Below are 15767 nucleotides of genomic sequence, written 5' to 3'. Positions count from 1 at the left end.
CCCGTGCGGCTGATCCTGACCACATTGACGGCCCTCCTGCTCGCGACAGTAGTGGGTGTCGGCGCGACCTGGATGACGACGACGCGTGGCACCGAGATCGGCGCGCTGACCATCGGCCCCTGGACCGCGCGCCCGCGCACCGGCACCGCCGACGTCGATCCCTATTCGCGCGCCACCATCGTGCGCAACGGCGAGCTGCCGATCGGCACCGGCGATGGCGTCGCCTTCACCGCGACCGCCGACGACAAGAAGAAGGCGCTCGACGGCCGCTGCGATGTCGTCGTCTCCGGCGTGACGCCACCGGCGCGGTTCTGGACGCTGACGCTGTACGACCGCAAGGGCCACCTCGTCGCCAATTCGCTGCAGCGCTACGGCTTCACCAGCCAGGAGATCGTGCGGCAGTCCGACGGCACGTTCGAGATCCGGATCGCCTCGCGCTCGCGCGCCGGCAACTGGCTGCCGACCGGCGGCATCGAGCGCTACGCGCTGATGCTGCGCCTCTACGACACCCCGGTCGGCGTTGCGACGCGCACCCAGCGCGATGCACCGATGCCCACGATCTCGACGGTGGGCTGCTCATGATCCGGCTCGTCTTCACCATCGTCGCGGGTGTGGTGCTCGGCCTCGTCGTCCATCTCGTCAGCGTGCTGGCGCTGCCGCGGATCGCGACGCAGGACGCCTATTCGCGGCTGACGCCGATGACGAAGCTCAACGGCGTCACCCAGCTGCCCCTCGCCGATCCCAACACCTCGCCGATGCCGTTCATGGACCCGGCCTTTGCGCTGGCGATCTGCCGCTACGACCTCACGGGCGGGCCGATCAAGCTCACCGTGCCGGTGAGCCAGGCCTATACGTCGGTGTCGTTCTACACCCGCAACGAGATCGCCTATTACGCCATCAACGACCGTTCCGCGGGCAAGAAGGTGATCGAGCTCGACCTGATGACGGAAGCGCAGCACAACGAGCTGCCCGAGGACGAGGAGATCACCGCGGCCGACCGCCTGATCATCGATTCCCCTGCGACCACCGGCCTGATCGTGATGAAGGCGCTCGCCGCCGAGCCCGGCCTGATGCCGCAGGCGCAAGCGACGCTCGCGGCGGCCACCTGCGCACCGCAGACGGAGCCGCCAGCCAAGGCCGAGACGCCGCGCGGACGGCGGTGAGCGGGCTGTTAAGGCAGGCTCAAAACCAAACTGAAAAAACAACCCCATGCACAGTAGCGGGGGCATTGAAATCATTTGTTGTTTTGAGTTCGCGCCAAACACGCTTCCTCGTACAAGCGCATCCGCGCCGGAGCGCCGCGATGTCGAGCTTTGACACGTCGGGCAAAACACTGGCAGAATGGCAAGATCGAAAAGTTCGTAACACCCGCGCGGAGCAATCCGTCGCGGGTGTTTTCATGCCGGCGCAAGGGCACTCACGGCAGTTGCTTCCCCGGCTGAGCCGTCCGCGCCCACAGCAGCGCCAACGGCCCCAGCGCGATGCCGGCGGCGAGGACGGTGAACGCCAGCAGCCAGCCGGTCGCGCTCTGCGGGCCGCCAGCCGCGTCGAGCGCAACACCGGTCCCCCACGCGCCAACCGCCGACAGGCCGAAGCCGACCGTCGAGTGCAAGGCGAGCGTCGCGCCGCGATGTTCGGGTATGGCGGCGGCCGACATGCCCGCTGTCAACGCGCCGGAATCGGCTGGCACGGTCAGGCCATAGACGAGCAGCAGCAACGCAAGCACCCATGCCGGGGCCGTCGCGTTGAGGCCAATGATCAGCGCGACGCAAGCCGACGCGATCATCACGATCGTGATCGCCCGATGGCGGCCGAATTTCAGCGCGGCCTCGTTGCCAAGGATGCTCGCGGGCATCGAGATCACCGCGAAGCAGAAGCTCAACACGACGGGGCTCAGCCACGCAGGCGCGCCTTGATGGGCGACGACGAAGGTCCAGAACCCCACCAGCCAGGTGCGGATGCCATAGAGCTCGAAGCAGTGCGCACCATAGCCGAGGATGTATCCGAGCGCCTCGCGGTTGGCGAAGACGGGTGCGAAGTCCAGCAGACGCCCGGCCTTCGGCACGGGTCGCCGCGCGTCGATCAGGAGACACGCGCCGACCATTGCGATCGGGCCGAAGCCGGTCACAACGAAAGCCGTCCGCCAACCCCAGCTGTCGGCGATCAGTTGCGCCACCAGGAACGAGAGGCCGACCCCCACCGAGAAGCTCGACGTGTACAGCGTGACGGCCCGCGAGGTGTCGCCTGCGGGAAGCCGGTCCGTCAGGGCTTTCAGGCCGGGCATGTAGGCGCCTGCAAATCCCAGTCCTGCAAGAGACCAGATCGCTGTGGCCGACCAGAACCCTTGCGCGAAGATGCCGAACGCCGCGGTGGCAAGACCGCTGACGATCGAGCCCCAGAGCAGGACGAGCCGCGCATCGATCCGGTCGGTCAGCGTCGTCAACACGGGCACTGCGAGCATGTAGCCGAACGCATAGCCGCTTGCCATCAGGCCGCCTTCGGCCGCGGAGAGTCCCCACGCCGGCATCAGGTGCTGCGCCAGATTCGCGGACAGCGTCACATGCGGCAACAGGTTGCCGACCTGGCCGATGCACATCACCGCAATCAGAGAGCGGCCGGTCAGCTTACGAATTTTGTTCTCCCACCTGAAGCGGCTTTGATGTTGTCTGTTCCGTACGAAGCAGCAGAAGCGCAAAGAAGGCCGAGACCGAGACGAGCGCGCTGATCCACAGCGCGCCGCTGCCGATGTGCTCCACCATCAGCCCCAATGCGAGCGGCGCGGCGGCACCCGTAAGACGGGACGGAAGCGAGATCATACCGACGCGCCTGCCGAACCCGGCAGGCCCGAAAAGCGCCAATGGGAGCGTACCACGGGCAATAGTGATGATGCCGTTGCCCGCGCCATACAGCACCGTGAAGGTCGACGCGAGCAAGGGGCCACCCGCGACAAGCGCAACGACACCGATTGGATTCATCAGCATGGCCAGCCTAGCCGAGAGAAGCGGATGAAACCGGGCGAGCCATCCTGCCTCGAGAAGGCGCGCGCCGACTTGCGCGGGCCCAACCAACGCTGCCGCGAGCAGGGCCTGTGCCGGTGTCGCGCCGAACGCAACAAGCATGGTCGGCAGAATGGCCGAGATTCCCGAACTGACGAAACTTGCTGCTGCAAACATGTAAGCCAGCAGCACCATTGCGAAAGTCTCGCTCTGGCGTCCGGATTGTTGGCTAGCGCCCGTGCCCGGTCGAGGCTGCTGGTCCAACGGGACGGCGCGCGGCAGCGAGAGATTGAGTGGCAACGCAAGAGCGAGATGGATCGCCGCCCATACCTGGCACGCCACGCGCCAGCCGTACTCGGAATCCAGCCACGTCGTGAGTGGCCAGCCGAGCGTGCTGGCGAAACCGGCGATCAGCGTGATGCCGGTGATGGTTCGTCGCGCATTGGTACCGTAGATGCGCGCAAGCGTCGCGAAGGCCGCCTCATAGAGGCCCATGCCCATGCCGATTCCCAGCAACGCCCAGGCCGCAATCAGCACCGCCACACCATGGGCCACGGACAGCAGGAGCAGGCCAGCTGCAAATACGAGGTTCGAAATGGCAAGCAGGCTGCGCCCGCCAAAGGTATCGATGGCATGCCCCACGCGCGGGCCGGGCAGGCCAGAGATGACGAGCGCTCCCGACAGCGCGCCGAACACGTAAGTCGGCGCGAGACCAAGATCGCGCGCAATCGGCGCGGCCAGGATAGCAGGGAGATAGTAGCTCGACGCCCACGCAACGGTCTGCGCGGTGCCGAGCGCGGCGACGACAGCGAGCGGGCCCGCAGCCTGGCCCGCAGTGACTTGCGTCATGAGCAACCGCACCCCGCGCTACCGGCCTTCGTGGCGGTTTCATCGGCGGCACAGCAGGCTGACGTCTCCTCCTTCGCCGGGCCCCCGCAACATCCCGATGCAGCCCCGGCAGTCTCGACACCACCACGCGTGCAGACGCCGGTCTCGGGCAGCACAAGCTCGACTCTCGCCGCGGCGCGCTTGTCGCCGGCGATATCGGCCACGATCGAGCGGACCTGCTCATAGCCCGTCATCATGAGGAAGGTCGGGGCCCTGCCATACGACTTCATGCCGGCCAGGTAGAAACCCGGCTCATCATGCGCGAGCTCGCGGGCGCCGTGCGGGCGCACCGTGCCGCAGCTATGCTCGTTGGGATCGATCAGCGGCGCCAGGGCGACAGGCGCCTCGATGGCCGGATCGAGCCGCAGCCGCAGTTCGGACAGGAACGAGAAGTCGGGACGGAAACCCGTCGACACGATCAATTCGTCCACGATCACGTTTCGCGCACCGCTGCAGGAGCCGGCGGCCACCTTGAGCCGGCCTTCGAACTCCGCAAGGTGCGTGACACCGAATTCAGTCTCGATCCTGATCTTCCCGGCGGCAACGAGCGCAGCGAAGGCAGCGCCAAGTTCGCCGCGCGCAGCGAGCTTGTCGTTGCGGCCGCCTCCGAAAGCCTTGGCAGGGTCAGCGCCACGCAAGAGCCAGACAGGTTGCGTACCCGGCACCTCGCCCGCGAGATGCACGAGGTCGATGAGCGTACCGATCGCGGAATGACCGGCGCCCAAAACAGCAACGATCTTGCCGGCATATCTGGAACGGCCGGCACCCCGCACGTCGGGCATGCCGTAGGCGACGCGGTCAGCGTTCTCGGGCTCGCCGATCGCCGGCAAGCCGTTGCCGCCGGCCGGATTGGGGGAGAACCATGTGCCTGAGGTATCGATCACGGCATCTGCACGCAGAACCTCGGGCCCCTTGCCGTTCTGGTAGCGGACTTCAAAGGGCGCCTGCTCTCTGCCCTTGGTCTTTGCCTTGTCGAAGCCGACGCGGCTGACGGCCGAGACGCGGCTGGAGGTCCGGATCACGTCGCGTAGCGGCGTTCGCGTCGCGAGCGGCATCAGGTATCGGTCAAGCAGCTCGCCACCGGTCGGATAGGCCTGAGGGTCCGGCGAGTTCCACCCCGTCGGCGCGAGCAGACGCGCGGCTGCCTTGTCGACATTGTATTCCCACGGCGAGAAGAGCTGGACCTGCTGCCACTGGCGGATGGCGTGTCCGGCCTCTGGCCCGGCCTCCAGCACGACGGGCGACATGTCCCGTTCGAGCACATGCGCGGCCGCAGCGAGGCCGACGGGCCCTGCCCCGATGATGGCTACCGTCTTTCCGTCGCTCATCTTGCTACTCCCATCATTCTAGAATCATCGAATAATTCGGCCAAAAAAATCAGGCCGCCGATTGAGCGCCCCCACACTCGGCTTCGTCCGCGCAGCACTCCGCTGCCAGGAAATCCACCAGCCCTCGCATCGCGTCGTAGTTCGCATGGCAAACAAGCGTCGTGGATTCGCGGACCTGGCTGACGAGCCCAACCGCGACCAGAGACTTGATGTGGTGAGACAGCGTCGACGCCGGAATTTTCAGCTTCTCCTGCAAGCGACCGACCGGCATGCCGGAGTGTCCTGCCCGAACCAGGGCGCGATAAATCTGAAGCCGGGTCCGGTTACCCAGCGCTTCCAAACGTGCTGCTGCGTCGTCGATCTTCATGGCCCATACATTGCGCCTGTTCGCGCCCCTGTCAACCGTATTTCTAGAATGTTCGAAATAATGACGACTTGCCCGCGGGTCTCAACAGCACTTTCCGTTCTGTTGGATCGGCGGACAAGCAACTGATCCGTACGAACAATAGACGCAGCAGTCGCCGCTCTTCGGCTTGAGCCGGGCTCCGCATCCTTTGCAATCATAGAAGAACTGGCAAGCATCAGTCGGCATCGTCTCAGACGACGCATGACGACAGACCGGACAGGTAATAATCGATTGCGTTTGCACGGGCTCCCTCGATCGCAAGGCGCGCCGGATTCTAATCATTCAGCACAGGCACGGCCAGCTCGAAAATTCAACGCCCGGAATGACCACCGCCGACAAACACTGCATTGGCTTCGGGCGTCCAACTCACCAAACTATAAAACTAGTATTATAGTTGTAACTCTTTGGAATTTGCGGTAGGTGGGAGCCCATGAACCGCAAGATCGCTGCACGCTGTTTGGCCGAACTAGGCAATTTGACGCGCCTGGACATTTATCGGCTGCTGGTTCGCGCCGGGCCGCCCGGCCTCAACATCACCGACATCCAGACTCGCCTCGACGTACCGGCCTCAACGCTCGCCTTTCATCTGCGCGGGCTGGTCAACGCGGGCCTCGTCGCCCAGGAAAAAAACGGGCGCACGGTGATCTGCCGCGCTCAATACGATCGCATGGACGGAGTCATCGCCTTCTTGCGCGAGCATTGCTGCGAGGGATTTGAGAGCGACCTGGTAGCGCCAGCAGCGCGTCGAGCGAGTTAATGCCGTGCGGATGGAGAGCCCCCAAACGTCGGCTCTCCACTTTGGCTGGGTCATATTGGGCGCGGGCACCTTCGGCTCCTTCATGACCCTGCCCGGCCAAACAGCAGGCGTTTCGGTCTTCTTCGATCCTATCACGGCCGACCTCGGCATCTCGCGCACATCAGCCTCGATCGCCTATGCAGTGGGGACTCTTGCTGGAATTCTGCCAGCGCCCGTGATCGGTCGTTGGATCGATCGGCGAGGACCTCGCTTGACGGCAACCATCATCGCCGGAGGCCTTGCTTTGGCATGCGCACTCATGGCGACAGCCCAATCCGCAGCGATGCTGCTCATCGGCTTCGCGCTGTTGCGCGGCGCTGCGATCGGCGGCCTTAGCCTCGTCAGTCAGCAGGTCGTCAATCTATGGTTCGTACGTCGTCGCGGGATTGCAGCTGCGGCAGCCAGTCTCGGCCTCGCGGCCGGTTCCATGACCTTCCCGAAGCTGATCGATAGCCTGATCTCGCTCTACGGCTGGCGAGGCGCCTATCTCGCGCTGGCCGGACTTGTCGCACTCACCATTCTGCCGGTTGCTGCGGCGCTGTTTCGCGATCGGCCGGAAAAATTCGGCCTCAGCACGGACGCCGGGCTGCTGCCGGCGGCAGAACATCCACGGGAGGAGCCTTCGTTTACGCGCGAACAGGCGCTCCGTACCGGCGTGTTCTGGTTGCTCTGCGCGGCCGGCTTTCTGACCAATGCCATCGGCACCGCGCTCTTGCTTAATCACTTCTCCATCATGCAGACGGCCGGAATTGCACATGGCGACGCGCTGCTATTGTTGTCGCTTCTTGCCGGCGTTCAAGCCGTTGCGACACTCGGCACAGGATTTCTGGTGGATCGCCATGAACCCCGGCACCTGGTTCCGCTTGCGATGTTCATGCTTGCGCTGGCGACGGCTCTTCCGGCGTTTGGCACCGGCGTCGCCATCAGTGTGCTATACGCGCTGTGCCTGGGAGGGGCGTACGGTTCGCAGCAAGCCGTCAACGCCGCCGGCTATGCGCAGTATTTCGGCCGCGACCATCTCGGCGCAATCAGGGGGGCGTCGTTCGTCTTCGGTATTGCCGGCGCAGCATTCGGCCCGCTGCCTTTCGCAGCAAGCGTCGATTGGACGGGTAACTATGCGGCCGTCCTGATCGGTTGCTGCGTGCTTTGCATTGTCTGCGGCGCCGGAGCATTCGCCGTCAAGCGACCGTCCATGTCGGCCGATTCGATGATGAATTGCAAGATGGGAGTAACGCCATGACGGGCGTAGAAACGACCATCGTGGCGGGCATCGAAATTCCTTCGACCGACCCCTTCTTTCTGGCGGTGGTCCTCGGAGTGCATATTCCCCTGGGCCTTGCATGCGTTGCGATCGGCGCAATCGCGATGCTGAGTCAGAAACGTCGCGGGCGTCATTCGAGACTTGGGACGACCTATTTCTGGTCCCTGCTGGCGCTCTTCGCGTCCGCGACGTTACTGTCGCTTATGCGCTGGGCCGAAAACTATCACTTGTTCGCACTCGGTGCGTTGTCATTCACTTGCGCCTGGATCGGGCGCACCGCGCTCCGGCGCCGCTGGTGGTATTGGGTCAGGCTGCATATCGCGGGGATGGGCCTGTCGTACATGCTGATGCTGGTCGCTTTCTACGTCGACAATGGAAGGCAGCTTCCGCTTTGGAAGGACCTGCCCCATTTCATGTACTGGCTGATACCCTTGGCCATCGGTATTCCGCTCATCGTTCGCGCGCTTCTGTGGCCGCCGTTGGCGCCAGCCCGCCATGATTTTCACTTGATGCGGTAAATTTGCGATGTGCCAATCGATATCCTCAAGCCAATGCTGCCGAATAGCTCCTTCCGATGTGAGACGGATTCTCCGGATTTCGGATTGACGTCCACCCCATAATTCCATAAGTCTGGATATATGGAAACCGAAGAAGCCGTTCTCGCCCTCGCGGCCCTATCCCAATCGACCCGGCTGGAAGCCTTCCGGACGTTGGTCAAGCATGAGCCCGACGGCCTTGCGGCCGGCGACCTCGCGCGCCTGTTGGAGGTGCCGCCGAACACGCTCTCGGCTCATCTATCGATCCTGACGCGGGCGCGTCTGGTCACATCCGAGCGGCACAGCCGTTCGATCGTCTACCGCGCCAACCTCGCCGAATTCCGGGACGTTGCGGTTTTCCTGCTTCGCGATTGCTGCGGCGGGCGGCCGGAAGTTTGCGAGCCGGTCGTCGACAGCCTCCAAGCCTGCTGCTCGCCAAAACGAAAGGAGCGAAGCCGTGCCTGACCAGATGTACAACGTCCTGTTTCTATGCACCGGCAATTCGGCGCGCTCGATCCTCGCCGAGTCGATCCTCCGCAAGGACGGAGCCGGCCGCTTTCAGTCCTTCTCCGCCGGCAGCACGCCGAAAGGCGCTGTCCATCCGCTGGCGCTGCGCACGCTCGAGAGCATGGACTATCCGGCCGACGGGATGCGCTCGAAGAGCTGGCTGGAGTTCGCCGCTCCCAATGCGCCGGTGATGGATTTCGTCTTCACCGTTTGCGACAATGCCGCAGGCGAGTCCTGCCCGATCTGGCCGGGACAACCGATGACGGCACACTGGGGCATCGAGGATCCCGCTTCTGCCGAAGGCACCGATCTGGAGAAACAGGCGGCGTTCGTCACCGCGTTCCGCTACCTCAAGAATCGGATCGACACCTTTGTAAGCCTCCCGCTCAGGAGTATCGACAAACTCTCCCTCGGGACCAAGCTACGCGAGATCGGCCGATCCGAAGGCGCAACACGTCCAGCGCCAAAGGCCGGCTGATGGACAATTTCGACCTCTCGCGACGCCTCGCAGCCGAAGCGCTCGGCACCGGCATTCTCGTCGCCACCGTCGTCGGGTCCGGCATCATGGCCGAGACGCTGACCAAGGACGTCGCTCTTGCGCTTCTCTGCAACACGTTGCCGACCGGGGCCATTCTCATTGTCCTGATCACCGTGCTCGGCCCGATCTCCGGCGCGCACTTCAATCCTGCGGTCACGCTCGTCTTCACCGGCAAGCGCGAGCTGCCGGTAAATGAGGCGGCTCTCTACGTGATTGCGCAGATCGCCGGCGGCATCGCGGGGACCATGGCGGCACATCTCATGTTCGGACTGCCCCTGCTGGATGTCTCGATGAAGGTTCGAACGGGAGGGCCGCAATGGTTCGCCGAAGCCGTCGCCGCCTTTGGGCTTGTCGTGACGATCCTGGCCGGTATCCGCTTTCAGCGGACGGCGGTCCCCTGGCTGGTCGGCCTTTACATCACGGCAGCCTATTGGTTCACCGCCTCCACCTCGTTCGCCAATCCTGCGGTGGCCATCGCACGGTCGCTCACAAACACATTCTCGGGCATTCGCCCCACTGACCTGCCCGGATTCATCCTTGCGGAACTCTGCGGAGCGTTCGCCGGCATGCTGTTGATGAACTGGCTGCTCGGACAGCCCAATGCGCGCGGCCCTATCCCCATCGCGGAAACAAACCAATGAGCGTCACGATCTACCACAACCCCGACTGCGGCACCTCGCGCAACACCCTCGCCATGATCAGGCAGAGCGGCGTCGAGCCTGTCGTCATCGAGTATCTGAAGACGCCGCCATCGCGCGAAACGCTCAAGCAACTGACCGCTGCGATGGGAATCTCCGTCCGCGCATTGCTGCGCGAGAAGGGTACACCCTACAAGGAGCTCGGCCTCGCCGATCCCAAGTGGACGGATGATGAACTGCTCGACTTCATGATGGCGCATCCCATTCTCATCAACCGTCCGATCGTGGTGACTGCAAAAGGCACGCGATTGTGCCGGCCCTCCGAAGCCGTCGTCGATCTCCTCAACGATCCCGTCGGCCGATTCGTGAAAGAGGACGGCGAGGTGGTGGAAGCTAAGTAGGCTCCTCCTCATTTGCGCGCCAGACCAGACATCATCCCTAATGAATGATCTGGCCGAGGAAATTCCTCGCGCGTTCAGTTTTGGGCGCGCGGAAGAAGGTGTCCGGATCGGCCTCCTCGACGATGGCGCCGCGATCCATGAAGACCACCCTGTCGGCAACTTCGCGGGCAAAGCCCATCTCGTGCGTGACGCACACCATGGTCATGCCGTCACGCGCGAGCTCCACCATGGTGTCGAGCACCTCCTTGACCATCTCCGGATCGAGTGCAGAGGTCGGCTCGTCGAACAGCATGATCTTCGGCTGCATGCAGAGGGCGCGGGCAATGGCAACGCGCTGCTGCTGGCCGCCGGAGAGCTGTCCCGGATATTTGGTCGCCTGGTCGTGGATGCGCACCTTGCGCAATACACCGATCGCACGCTCATGCGCCTCCGCGCGCGACAGGCCGCGCACCTTCATCGGGGCCAGCATGCAGTTCTCGACGACGGAGAGATGCGGAAACAGGTTGAAACTCTGGAACACCATGCCGACCTCGCGGCGGATGCTGTTGATATCGGCCATCCGGTCCGTCAGCTCGACACCATCGACGACGATCCGGCCGGCATCATGCTTTTCGATATGGTTGATGCAACGGATCAGCGTCGATTTGCCCGAGCCCGAGGGACCGCAAAGGACGATCTTCTCGCCGGTCGTGACGCTGAGATTGATGTCATTCAGGGCCGTGAAATGCCCGAACCGCTTGACGAGGCCCTCCACGGCGACGATGGCCTGACATCGGCTCATCTCATTCACGGCGATCTCCTGAACCATCTTCATCTCCCAAAACAGCGCTTCTCGTGCGATTCCCTAGCGGCGCGCGATGGCATAGCGCTTGCGCAACAGCGCGACGCCTTGCGATGCCGCCGAACTGATGGCGAGATAGACCACGACGACCACGAGATACATCTCGACGAGACGGCCGTTGAGCTGCGCGAGCTTCGAGGCCGCGCCGAGCAGGTCGGTGAGCGAAAGCACGTAGACCAGCGAGGTGTCCTGGAACAGGATGATGGTCTGGCTCAGGATGATCGGGCTCGCCACGCGGAGCACCTGCGGCAGGATCACGCTCCGATAGGTCTCGAAGGTGGACAATGCGAGCGCCTGGCACGCCTCGAACTGCCCCCGGTTCACGGCGCGCAATCCGACGCGAATGATCTCGGAATAGTAGGCCGCCTCGAACAGGCCGAAGGTGATGAAGGCCGTCCAGGTGGCGCCGATCGGAATCGGGCGACCGTTGCCGGCGAGATGGCCGAGCACGATCGGCACCAGGAAGAAGAACCAGAACAGGACGAGGATCAGGGGGATTGAGCGGATCAGGGCGATGTAGCCGCGCACGACCTTCCCGATCACGGGCACTTCGAAGTGCTGCAACAGCGCAAAGCAGGTGCCCAGGATCATGCCGACCACGAAGGCTGCCGCGGTGAGTGCGAGCGAAAGCAGCAATCCGGACCAGAGATAGGGCCACGCCTGCAGAACAATCGAGAAATCGAGGCTGCTCATTTCACGACCTCCATCCCCGCGGGCAACGAGCCGGTGCGCTGGACATCGTCCGCCAGGCTCGGTTCGATCGCATCCTCCGCCCGCGCGGTGCCGGGGATGCGCACGGCCCTGTCGATCAGCGCCATCGCCTGGTAGGCGATCAGCGCCAGCGCGAGATAGATCAAGGTCGCAGCGCCGAAAGCCGTAAAGGTCTGGAACGTCGCCTCGCTGATCTGGCGCGCCTGCGCCGTGAGCTCCATCAACCCGATCGTCAGTGCGACCGAGGTGTTCTTGTAGATGCCCATTACTTCGCTGGTCAGGCTCGGCACGATCAAACGCAGCGCCTGCGGCACGATGATATGGCGGTAGGTCAGATAGCCGGTGAGCCCGAGTGCGCTTGCCGCCTCGATCTGCCCTCTCGGCAGGGCCTCGATCCCCGCCCGAACCTGTTCGGCGATCCGGGCCGCGGTGTAGAGGCCGAGGCACACCAGCGCCGGGACGAATGAACCCCAGGGCGGCGGAATCTGCTTGATGGCGTTTCCGAGCGCGGTCGGAACAATCTCCGGCAGGACGAAGTACCAGAGAAACATCTGCGCCAGGACGGGGATGTTGCGGAAGATTTCCACATACAGGCGCGCAAGCGCAGCGATGGCCCGGTTCTGCACAGTGCGGCCGATCCCGACGACGATCCCGATCGCAAAGGCAATCCACCAGCCGAAGAAAGCCAGGGCCAGGGTCCAGCCGAGGCCCGACAGAAGCCAGTCGATATAGCGCTGGCCATCCGCCGTCTGTTCAAAAAGCACTGCGAACATGGCGAACCTCGAGGCTCCGGATGCGAGAGAGGATCAGCGTGCGGACAAATTCCCCGGTATGATGCTCCGACTAATCGACCGCGTCGCTCGGATGAGCGATCCGGTCCCTGAGTTCGTCCGTCAGCGGGAAAGCGAGGTTTTCGCCCTTGGGCGGAATCGCCCGGGTGAACCACTTCGCATAGGTCTTTTCGAACTGACCCGACGCCATCTGCTTCGACAGAACGTCGTCGACGAGCGCCTTGAAGCCGGCATCGCCCTTGGTGAACATCAGGCCATAATAGATCTTGGCATAGCCCTCGGGGAGGAAGATCAGCGCATCCGGCTTCGGAGCTGCGGCCTTGAGGCCGGCGAGCAGGATGTCGTCCTCCATGAAGGCGGCCGCGCGGCCGGTATTCAGCATCAGGAAGGATTCCGCGTGGTCTTTCGCCTGGACGATGTTGAAGCCGAGCTGCGCCTTGGCATTCACGCCCTGCGCGAAGCCGACGGCATTAGAGCCCTGGGTCACGACGATCGTCTTGCCCTTGAGATCGCTGGCCACCTTCACGCCGCTGTCCGCCTTGACCAGCCAGCGCGGCTGGCTGACGAAGGTGGCAACCGAGAACGAGACCTGCTCCTGCCGCTTCCTGTCGTTTGCCGTGCCACCGCACTCGATGTCGACGGTGCCGCTTTGGATGAGCGGGATCCGGTTGGACGAGTTCACCGGCGTGTAATTGACGGCGAGATTGGGCAGGTTGAGCTCCGTCTTGATGCGCTCCACAATTGCAGCGCAGAGGTCCAGCGAAAAGCCGATCGGCTTTTGATCGGGACCGAGATACGAGAACGGAATGGAGGCCTCGCGGTGGCCGATGGTGATGGCACCGCTCGACTTGATCTTGGCGAGCGTGGGACTGTCGGCCGCGATCGACGGTCCAGCGAGGATGCCGACGGCCGCAAGGCCGATTAGGCCGCCCACTACACGCGCAAAACTCGTCATGTGCATCTCCCCTCTGAAGAACAGCCTAGGCAGCCCTGGACGACGGCTTCACGCCGCGCCGCTTGATGATGTCGATCAGGCGATCGACATCGGCGAAAACGTTGAACATCCCGAATGACACGCGAATGCCATCGCGCTCCGGCGACACGCGGATGCCGTTCTGCTCGAAATGACCGAGCCATTCGGCCGCAGGGAGCGCGATGACGTAGATGTGCGGCGCGCGGTGCTGCCGATCGCGGGGACCGACGAGGCGAACGTCCAGCGCGTCGAGCCCCGCGATGAGATGATCGCCGAGATCGAGACAATGGTTCTGAATGTTCTGCACGCCCAGCGCTTCGATCATGTCGAGGGAGGCACCGAGCGCATGGATCGCCGGAAGATTGAAGTTGCCGAGCTCGAAGCGGCGCGCGTTCGGGGCGAGCTCGAGCTCGTCGGGCCGGGCGATGAGATCGGCCGGAACTTCCGCAAGGCTGGCGGCAGCGAGATAGGCGGGCTCGAGCTCGATCCTCGATTTGTCCCAAACCAGGAGCCCGAGCCCCTGCGGCACGAGCAATCCCTTGTGGCTGCCCGATCCGATAAAGGTCGCGCGCATGGCTTTCGCATCGATCGGCACGACGCCGATCGCCTGCATCACGTCGACGACGAAATAGAGCCCCTTCTCGTCGCAGAGGGCGCCGATGCTTTCGATGTCGAAGCGATGGCCGGCGTGGAAGGTCACCTGCGACATCGAGACCGCCCGCGTGCTCGCATCGATGTACGGACGAAGGCTTTCGGCGTTCACGACCTCCGTCATCGGCACGAATTCGACCGTCACGCCCTTGCGCTGCAGATTGAGGAACGCATAGGCGTTGTTGGGATGGTCGCCATGGATCATCAGGACCTTGTCGCCGGCGCGCAGGGGCAGCGCGTTGGCGGCGATGTTCATGCTTTCCGAGGTGTTCTTGGTGAAGGCGATCTCATCGGCCGATGCGCCAAGAAACCGCGCCAGCTTCTTGCGGGTCTGCTCGACGCGGTCGAGCCACACGCTCTTGGGGCCGGCCGTCTCAAGGCCCTCGCTGAGGAAGAGATCGATCGCCGCCTTGACCGGGCGCGCGAGCGGCGTCTGGAAGCCGGAGTCGAGATAGGTGATGCGCTCGACAGCCGGAAACTCCTTCCGCACGGCATCGACGTCGTAATGGCGAGACATCCCACTCTCCTGATGAGCGCACCCGGCAGGGCTCTGGCTGCGCTGCACAAATCCTGATCACCTTTCGGCGACGCCAACGATATGAGCAATCTACGGACGCGGCCAAGAGTGATTTTCATATTTCAATAGTATTTATTCCGAAAAATGATAATTATTTGGCTCGTCAATCGAGGACCGGCAGATGCAGCAAACCAATTCCGACGGACCACTCGACCGGGCATTCGCCATCGTTGGCCATGTCGCGGGTCAAGTCAGAGCTGTCTCGGTCGCAGAAATCGCCAATGCGCTCGCTCTCCCGCTGCCCACCGCGCATCGTCTCATCGGAAATCTGGAGCAGCGCGGGCTTCTCCAGAAAGCCCTGGGCACGAAGCGCTACGTGGTTGGCAACCAACTGGTCACGCTGTCGGCCAAAGTCATCGGCGCAGCTTTCCGGACCGCACGCCGGCACGCCGTGCTCCGCGCAGTCGCGGCTGAAATCGGCGAGCAATGCGAGATCGGTGTCGTGCGGGACAATGTCGTTGCCTATGTCGACAGCGTCCGCGTGTCGCAACCGCAGGGGCTTCAATTCAATCCGGGCGAAGCGGCACCGCTCCACTGCACTTCGACCGGCAAGATCTACATGAGCCGATTGCCCGAACGAGCGCGCGAGAAGCTGTGCCGCGCACTTTCGCTCACCAGGTACACCGAGACGACCATCATCGACGTCGAAAACCTGATGAAGGTCCTCGACGAGACCCGCAAACGCGGCTGGGCCAAGACCAATGAAGAATATGTGAGAGGGGTCGTCGGCTGCGCCGTCCCCATCGTGTCTCCGGATCGCGAACTGATCGCGTGCCTGGGCGTCTCCGTTCCCGTGGCACGCGTGAGCTTCGCCGAGTTGGATCGGTTTATAGCTCCACTGCAGAAAGCCGCTGCGCTGCTGTCGGAAACAATCCTCGGGGATGACGAGGATGGAGCAGGCGATGCATCTGAGAAATTCTGATAGCGC

General features: G+C 63.5%; 20 protein-coding genes. 10 read left to right on the top strand and 10 right to left on the bottom strand.

All coding sequences use genetic code 11. From position 1 onward, the window contains the following. Positions 1–3 precede the first annotated feature (3 nt). Both XI08_RS25630 and XI08_RS25625 read left to right on the top strand, forming a co-directional pair. Positions 4–582 carry a DUF1214 domain-containing protein gene (locus XI08_RS25630; RefSeq protein ID WP_027547263.1) on the top strand — a complete coding sequence of 193 codons (579 nt, stop codon included), beginning with the start codon at positions 4–6 and terminating at the stop codon, positions 580–582. Continuing rightward, positions 579–1163 (top strand): DUF1254 domain-containing protein, encoded by a 585-nt coding sequence (locus tag XI08_RS25625; protein ID WP_135172554.1) that lies wholly within the window; start codon positions 579–581, stop codon positions 1161–1163. The genes XI08_RS25630 and XI08_RS25625 overlap by 4 nt, the downstream gene beginning before the upstream one ends. A gap of 254 nt (positions 1164–1417) precedes the next feature. Here XI08_RS25625 and XI08_RS25620 read toward each other — a convergent pair whose 3' ends face one another. From XI08_RS25620 to XI08_RS25600, 5 genes are all read right to left on the bottom strand, one after another. Then, complete coding sequence (locus tag XI08_RS25620) at positions 1418–2596, bottom strand: MFS transporter (RefSeq protein ID WP_271576487.1); 1179 nt, start codon at positions 2594–2596, stop codon at positions 1418–1420. 28 nt (positions 2597–2624) lie between these two features. Further along, positions 2625–3845, bottom strand: coding sequence for an MFS transporter (locus XI08_RS25615; RefSeq protein ID WP_271576486.1), 1221 nt, complete (start codon positions 3843–3845; stop codon positions 2625–2627). Continuing rightward, positions 3842–5212 (bottom strand): NAD(P)-binding domain-containing protein, encoded by a 1371-nt coding sequence (locus tag XI08_RS25610; RefSeq protein WP_271576485.1) that lies wholly within the window; start codon positions 5210–5212, stop codon positions 3842–3844. Before XI08_RS25610 ends, XI08_RS25615 begins: the two co-directional genes overlap by 4 nt. Before the next feature lie 49 nt (positions 5213–5261). Next, a complete protein-coding gene (locus XI08_RS25605; protein WP_212233681.1) occupies positions 5262–5579 on the bottom strand; it encodes an ArsR/SmtB family transcription factor in 318 nt (105 codons plus the stop codon). An 81-nt stretch (positions 5580–5660) separates the two neighbouring features. Further along, the gene (locus XI08_RS25600; RefSeq protein ID WP_442869860.1) at positions 5661–5900 is read right to left on the bottom strand and encodes a GDCCVxC domain-containing (seleno)protein; all 240 of its coding nucleotides are present in this window, start codon (positions 5898–5900) and stop codon (positions 5661–5663) included. Positions 5901–6048: 148 nt separating this feature from the next. Here XI08_RS25600 and XI08_RS25595 point away from each other — a divergent pair, with 148 nt between their 5' ends. The 7 genes from XI08_RS25595 to arsC all read left to right on the top strand — a co-directional run bounded on the left by XI08_RS25595 (position 6049) and on the right by arsC (position 10295). Continuing rightward, the gene (locus XI08_RS25595) at positions 6049–6375 is read left to right on the top strand and encodes an ArsR/SmtB family transcription factor (protein ID WP_271576483.1); all 327 of its coding nucleotides are present in this window, start codon (positions 6049–6051) and stop codon (positions 6373–6375) included. A gap of 55 nt (positions 6376–6430) precedes the next feature. Further along, entirely contained in the window at positions 6431–7654 is a 1224-nt protein-coding gene (locus tag XI08_RS25590) for an MFS transporter (RefSeq protein ID WP_271576482.1), read from the top strand. Continuing rightward, complete coding sequence (locus XI08_RS25585) at positions 7651–8193, top strand: hypothetical protein (RefSeq protein ID WP_271576481.1); 543 nt, start codon at positions 7651–7653, stop codon at positions 8191–8193. The genes XI08_RS25590 and XI08_RS25585 overlap by 4 nt, the downstream gene beginning before the upstream one ends. 120 nt (positions 8194–8313) lie before the next feature. Further along, positions 8314–8676: an ArsR/SmtB family transcription factor gene (locus XI08_RS25580; RefSeq protein ID WP_271576480.1), complete on the top strand. Its 363-nt coding sequence runs from the start codon at positions 8314–8316 to the stop codon at positions 8674–8676. Beyond that, entirely contained in the window at positions 8669–9196 is a 528-nt protein-coding gene (locus XI08_RS25575) for an arsenate reductase ArsC (protein WP_271576479.1), read from the top strand. Before XI08_RS25580 ends, XI08_RS25575 begins: the two co-directional genes overlap by 8 nt. Further along, positions 9196–9897, top strand: coding sequence for an aquaporin (locus tag XI08_RS25570; RefSeq protein WP_271576478.1), 702 nt, complete (start codon positions 9196–9198; stop codon positions 9895–9897). Before XI08_RS25575 ends, XI08_RS25570 begins: the two co-directional genes overlap by 1 nt. Then, positions 9894–10295: an arsenate reductase (glutaredoxin) gene (gene arsC, locus XI08_RS25565; protein ID WP_271576477.1), complete on the top strand. Its 402-nt coding sequence runs from the start codon at positions 9894–9896 to the stop codon at positions 10293–10295. The genes XI08_RS25570 and arsC overlap by 4 nt, the downstream gene beginning before the upstream one ends. 37 nt (positions 10296–10332) lie before the next feature. Here the strand turns inward: arsC and XI08_RS25560 are convergent, their stop codons facing one another. The 5 genes from XI08_RS25560 to XI08_RS25540 all read right to left on the bottom strand — a co-directional run bounded on the left by XI08_RS25560 (position 10333) and on the right by XI08_RS25540 (position 14779). Continuing rightward, on the bottom strand, positions 10333–11103 hold the full coding sequence (locus tag XI08_RS25560) for an amino acid ABC transporter ATP-binding protein (RefSeq protein WP_271576476.1): 771 nt from the start codon (positions 11101–11103) through the stop codon (positions 10333–10335). Positions 11104–11139: 36 nt separating this feature from the next. Next, positions 11140–11829: an amino acid ABC transporter permease gene (locus XI08_RS25555; protein WP_271576475.1), complete on the bottom strand. Its 690-nt coding sequence runs from the start codon at positions 11827–11829 to the stop codon at positions 11140–11142. Beyond that, positions 11826–12620 (bottom strand): amino acid ABC transporter permease, encoded by a 795-nt coding sequence (locus XI08_RS25550; RefSeq protein WP_271576474.1) that lies wholly within the window; start codon positions 12618–12620, stop codon positions 11826–11828. Before XI08_RS25550 ends, XI08_RS25555 begins: the two co-directional genes overlap by 4 nt. A 70-nt stretch (positions 12621–12690) precedes the next feature. Then, positions 12691–13599 carry an amino acid ABC transporter substrate-binding protein gene (locus tag XI08_RS25545; protein ID WP_271576473.1) on the bottom strand — a complete coding sequence of 303 codons (909 nt, stop codon included), beginning with the start codon at positions 13597–13599 and terminating at the stop codon, positions 12691–12693. A gap of 19 nt (positions 13600–13618) precedes the next feature. After that, positions 13619–14779, bottom strand: coding sequence for an aminotransferase class V-fold PLP-dependent enzyme (locus tag XI08_RS25540; RefSeq protein WP_271576472.1), 1161 nt, complete (start codon positions 14777–14779; stop codon positions 13619–13621). 181 nt (positions 14780–14960) lie between these two features. Here XI08_RS25540 and XI08_RS25535 point away from each other — a divergent pair, with 181 nt between their 5' ends. Then, a complete protein-coding gene (locus tag XI08_RS25535; RefSeq protein ID WP_271576471.1) occupies positions 14961–15761 on the top strand; it encodes an IclR family transcriptional regulator in 801 nt (266 codons plus the stop codon). Positions 15762–15767: the final 6 nt, after the last annotated feature.

This window comes from Bradyrhizobium sp. CCBAU 11361 (assembly GCF_028128935.1).
Taxonomy (GTDB): Bacteria; Pseudomonadota; Alphaproteobacteria; order Rhizobiales; family Xanthobacteraceae; genus Bradyrhizobium; species Bradyrhizobium niftali.
The sequence above is the reverse complement of the archived record's forward strand: the minus strand, read 5'-3'. Positions and strand labels throughout refer to the sequence as shown.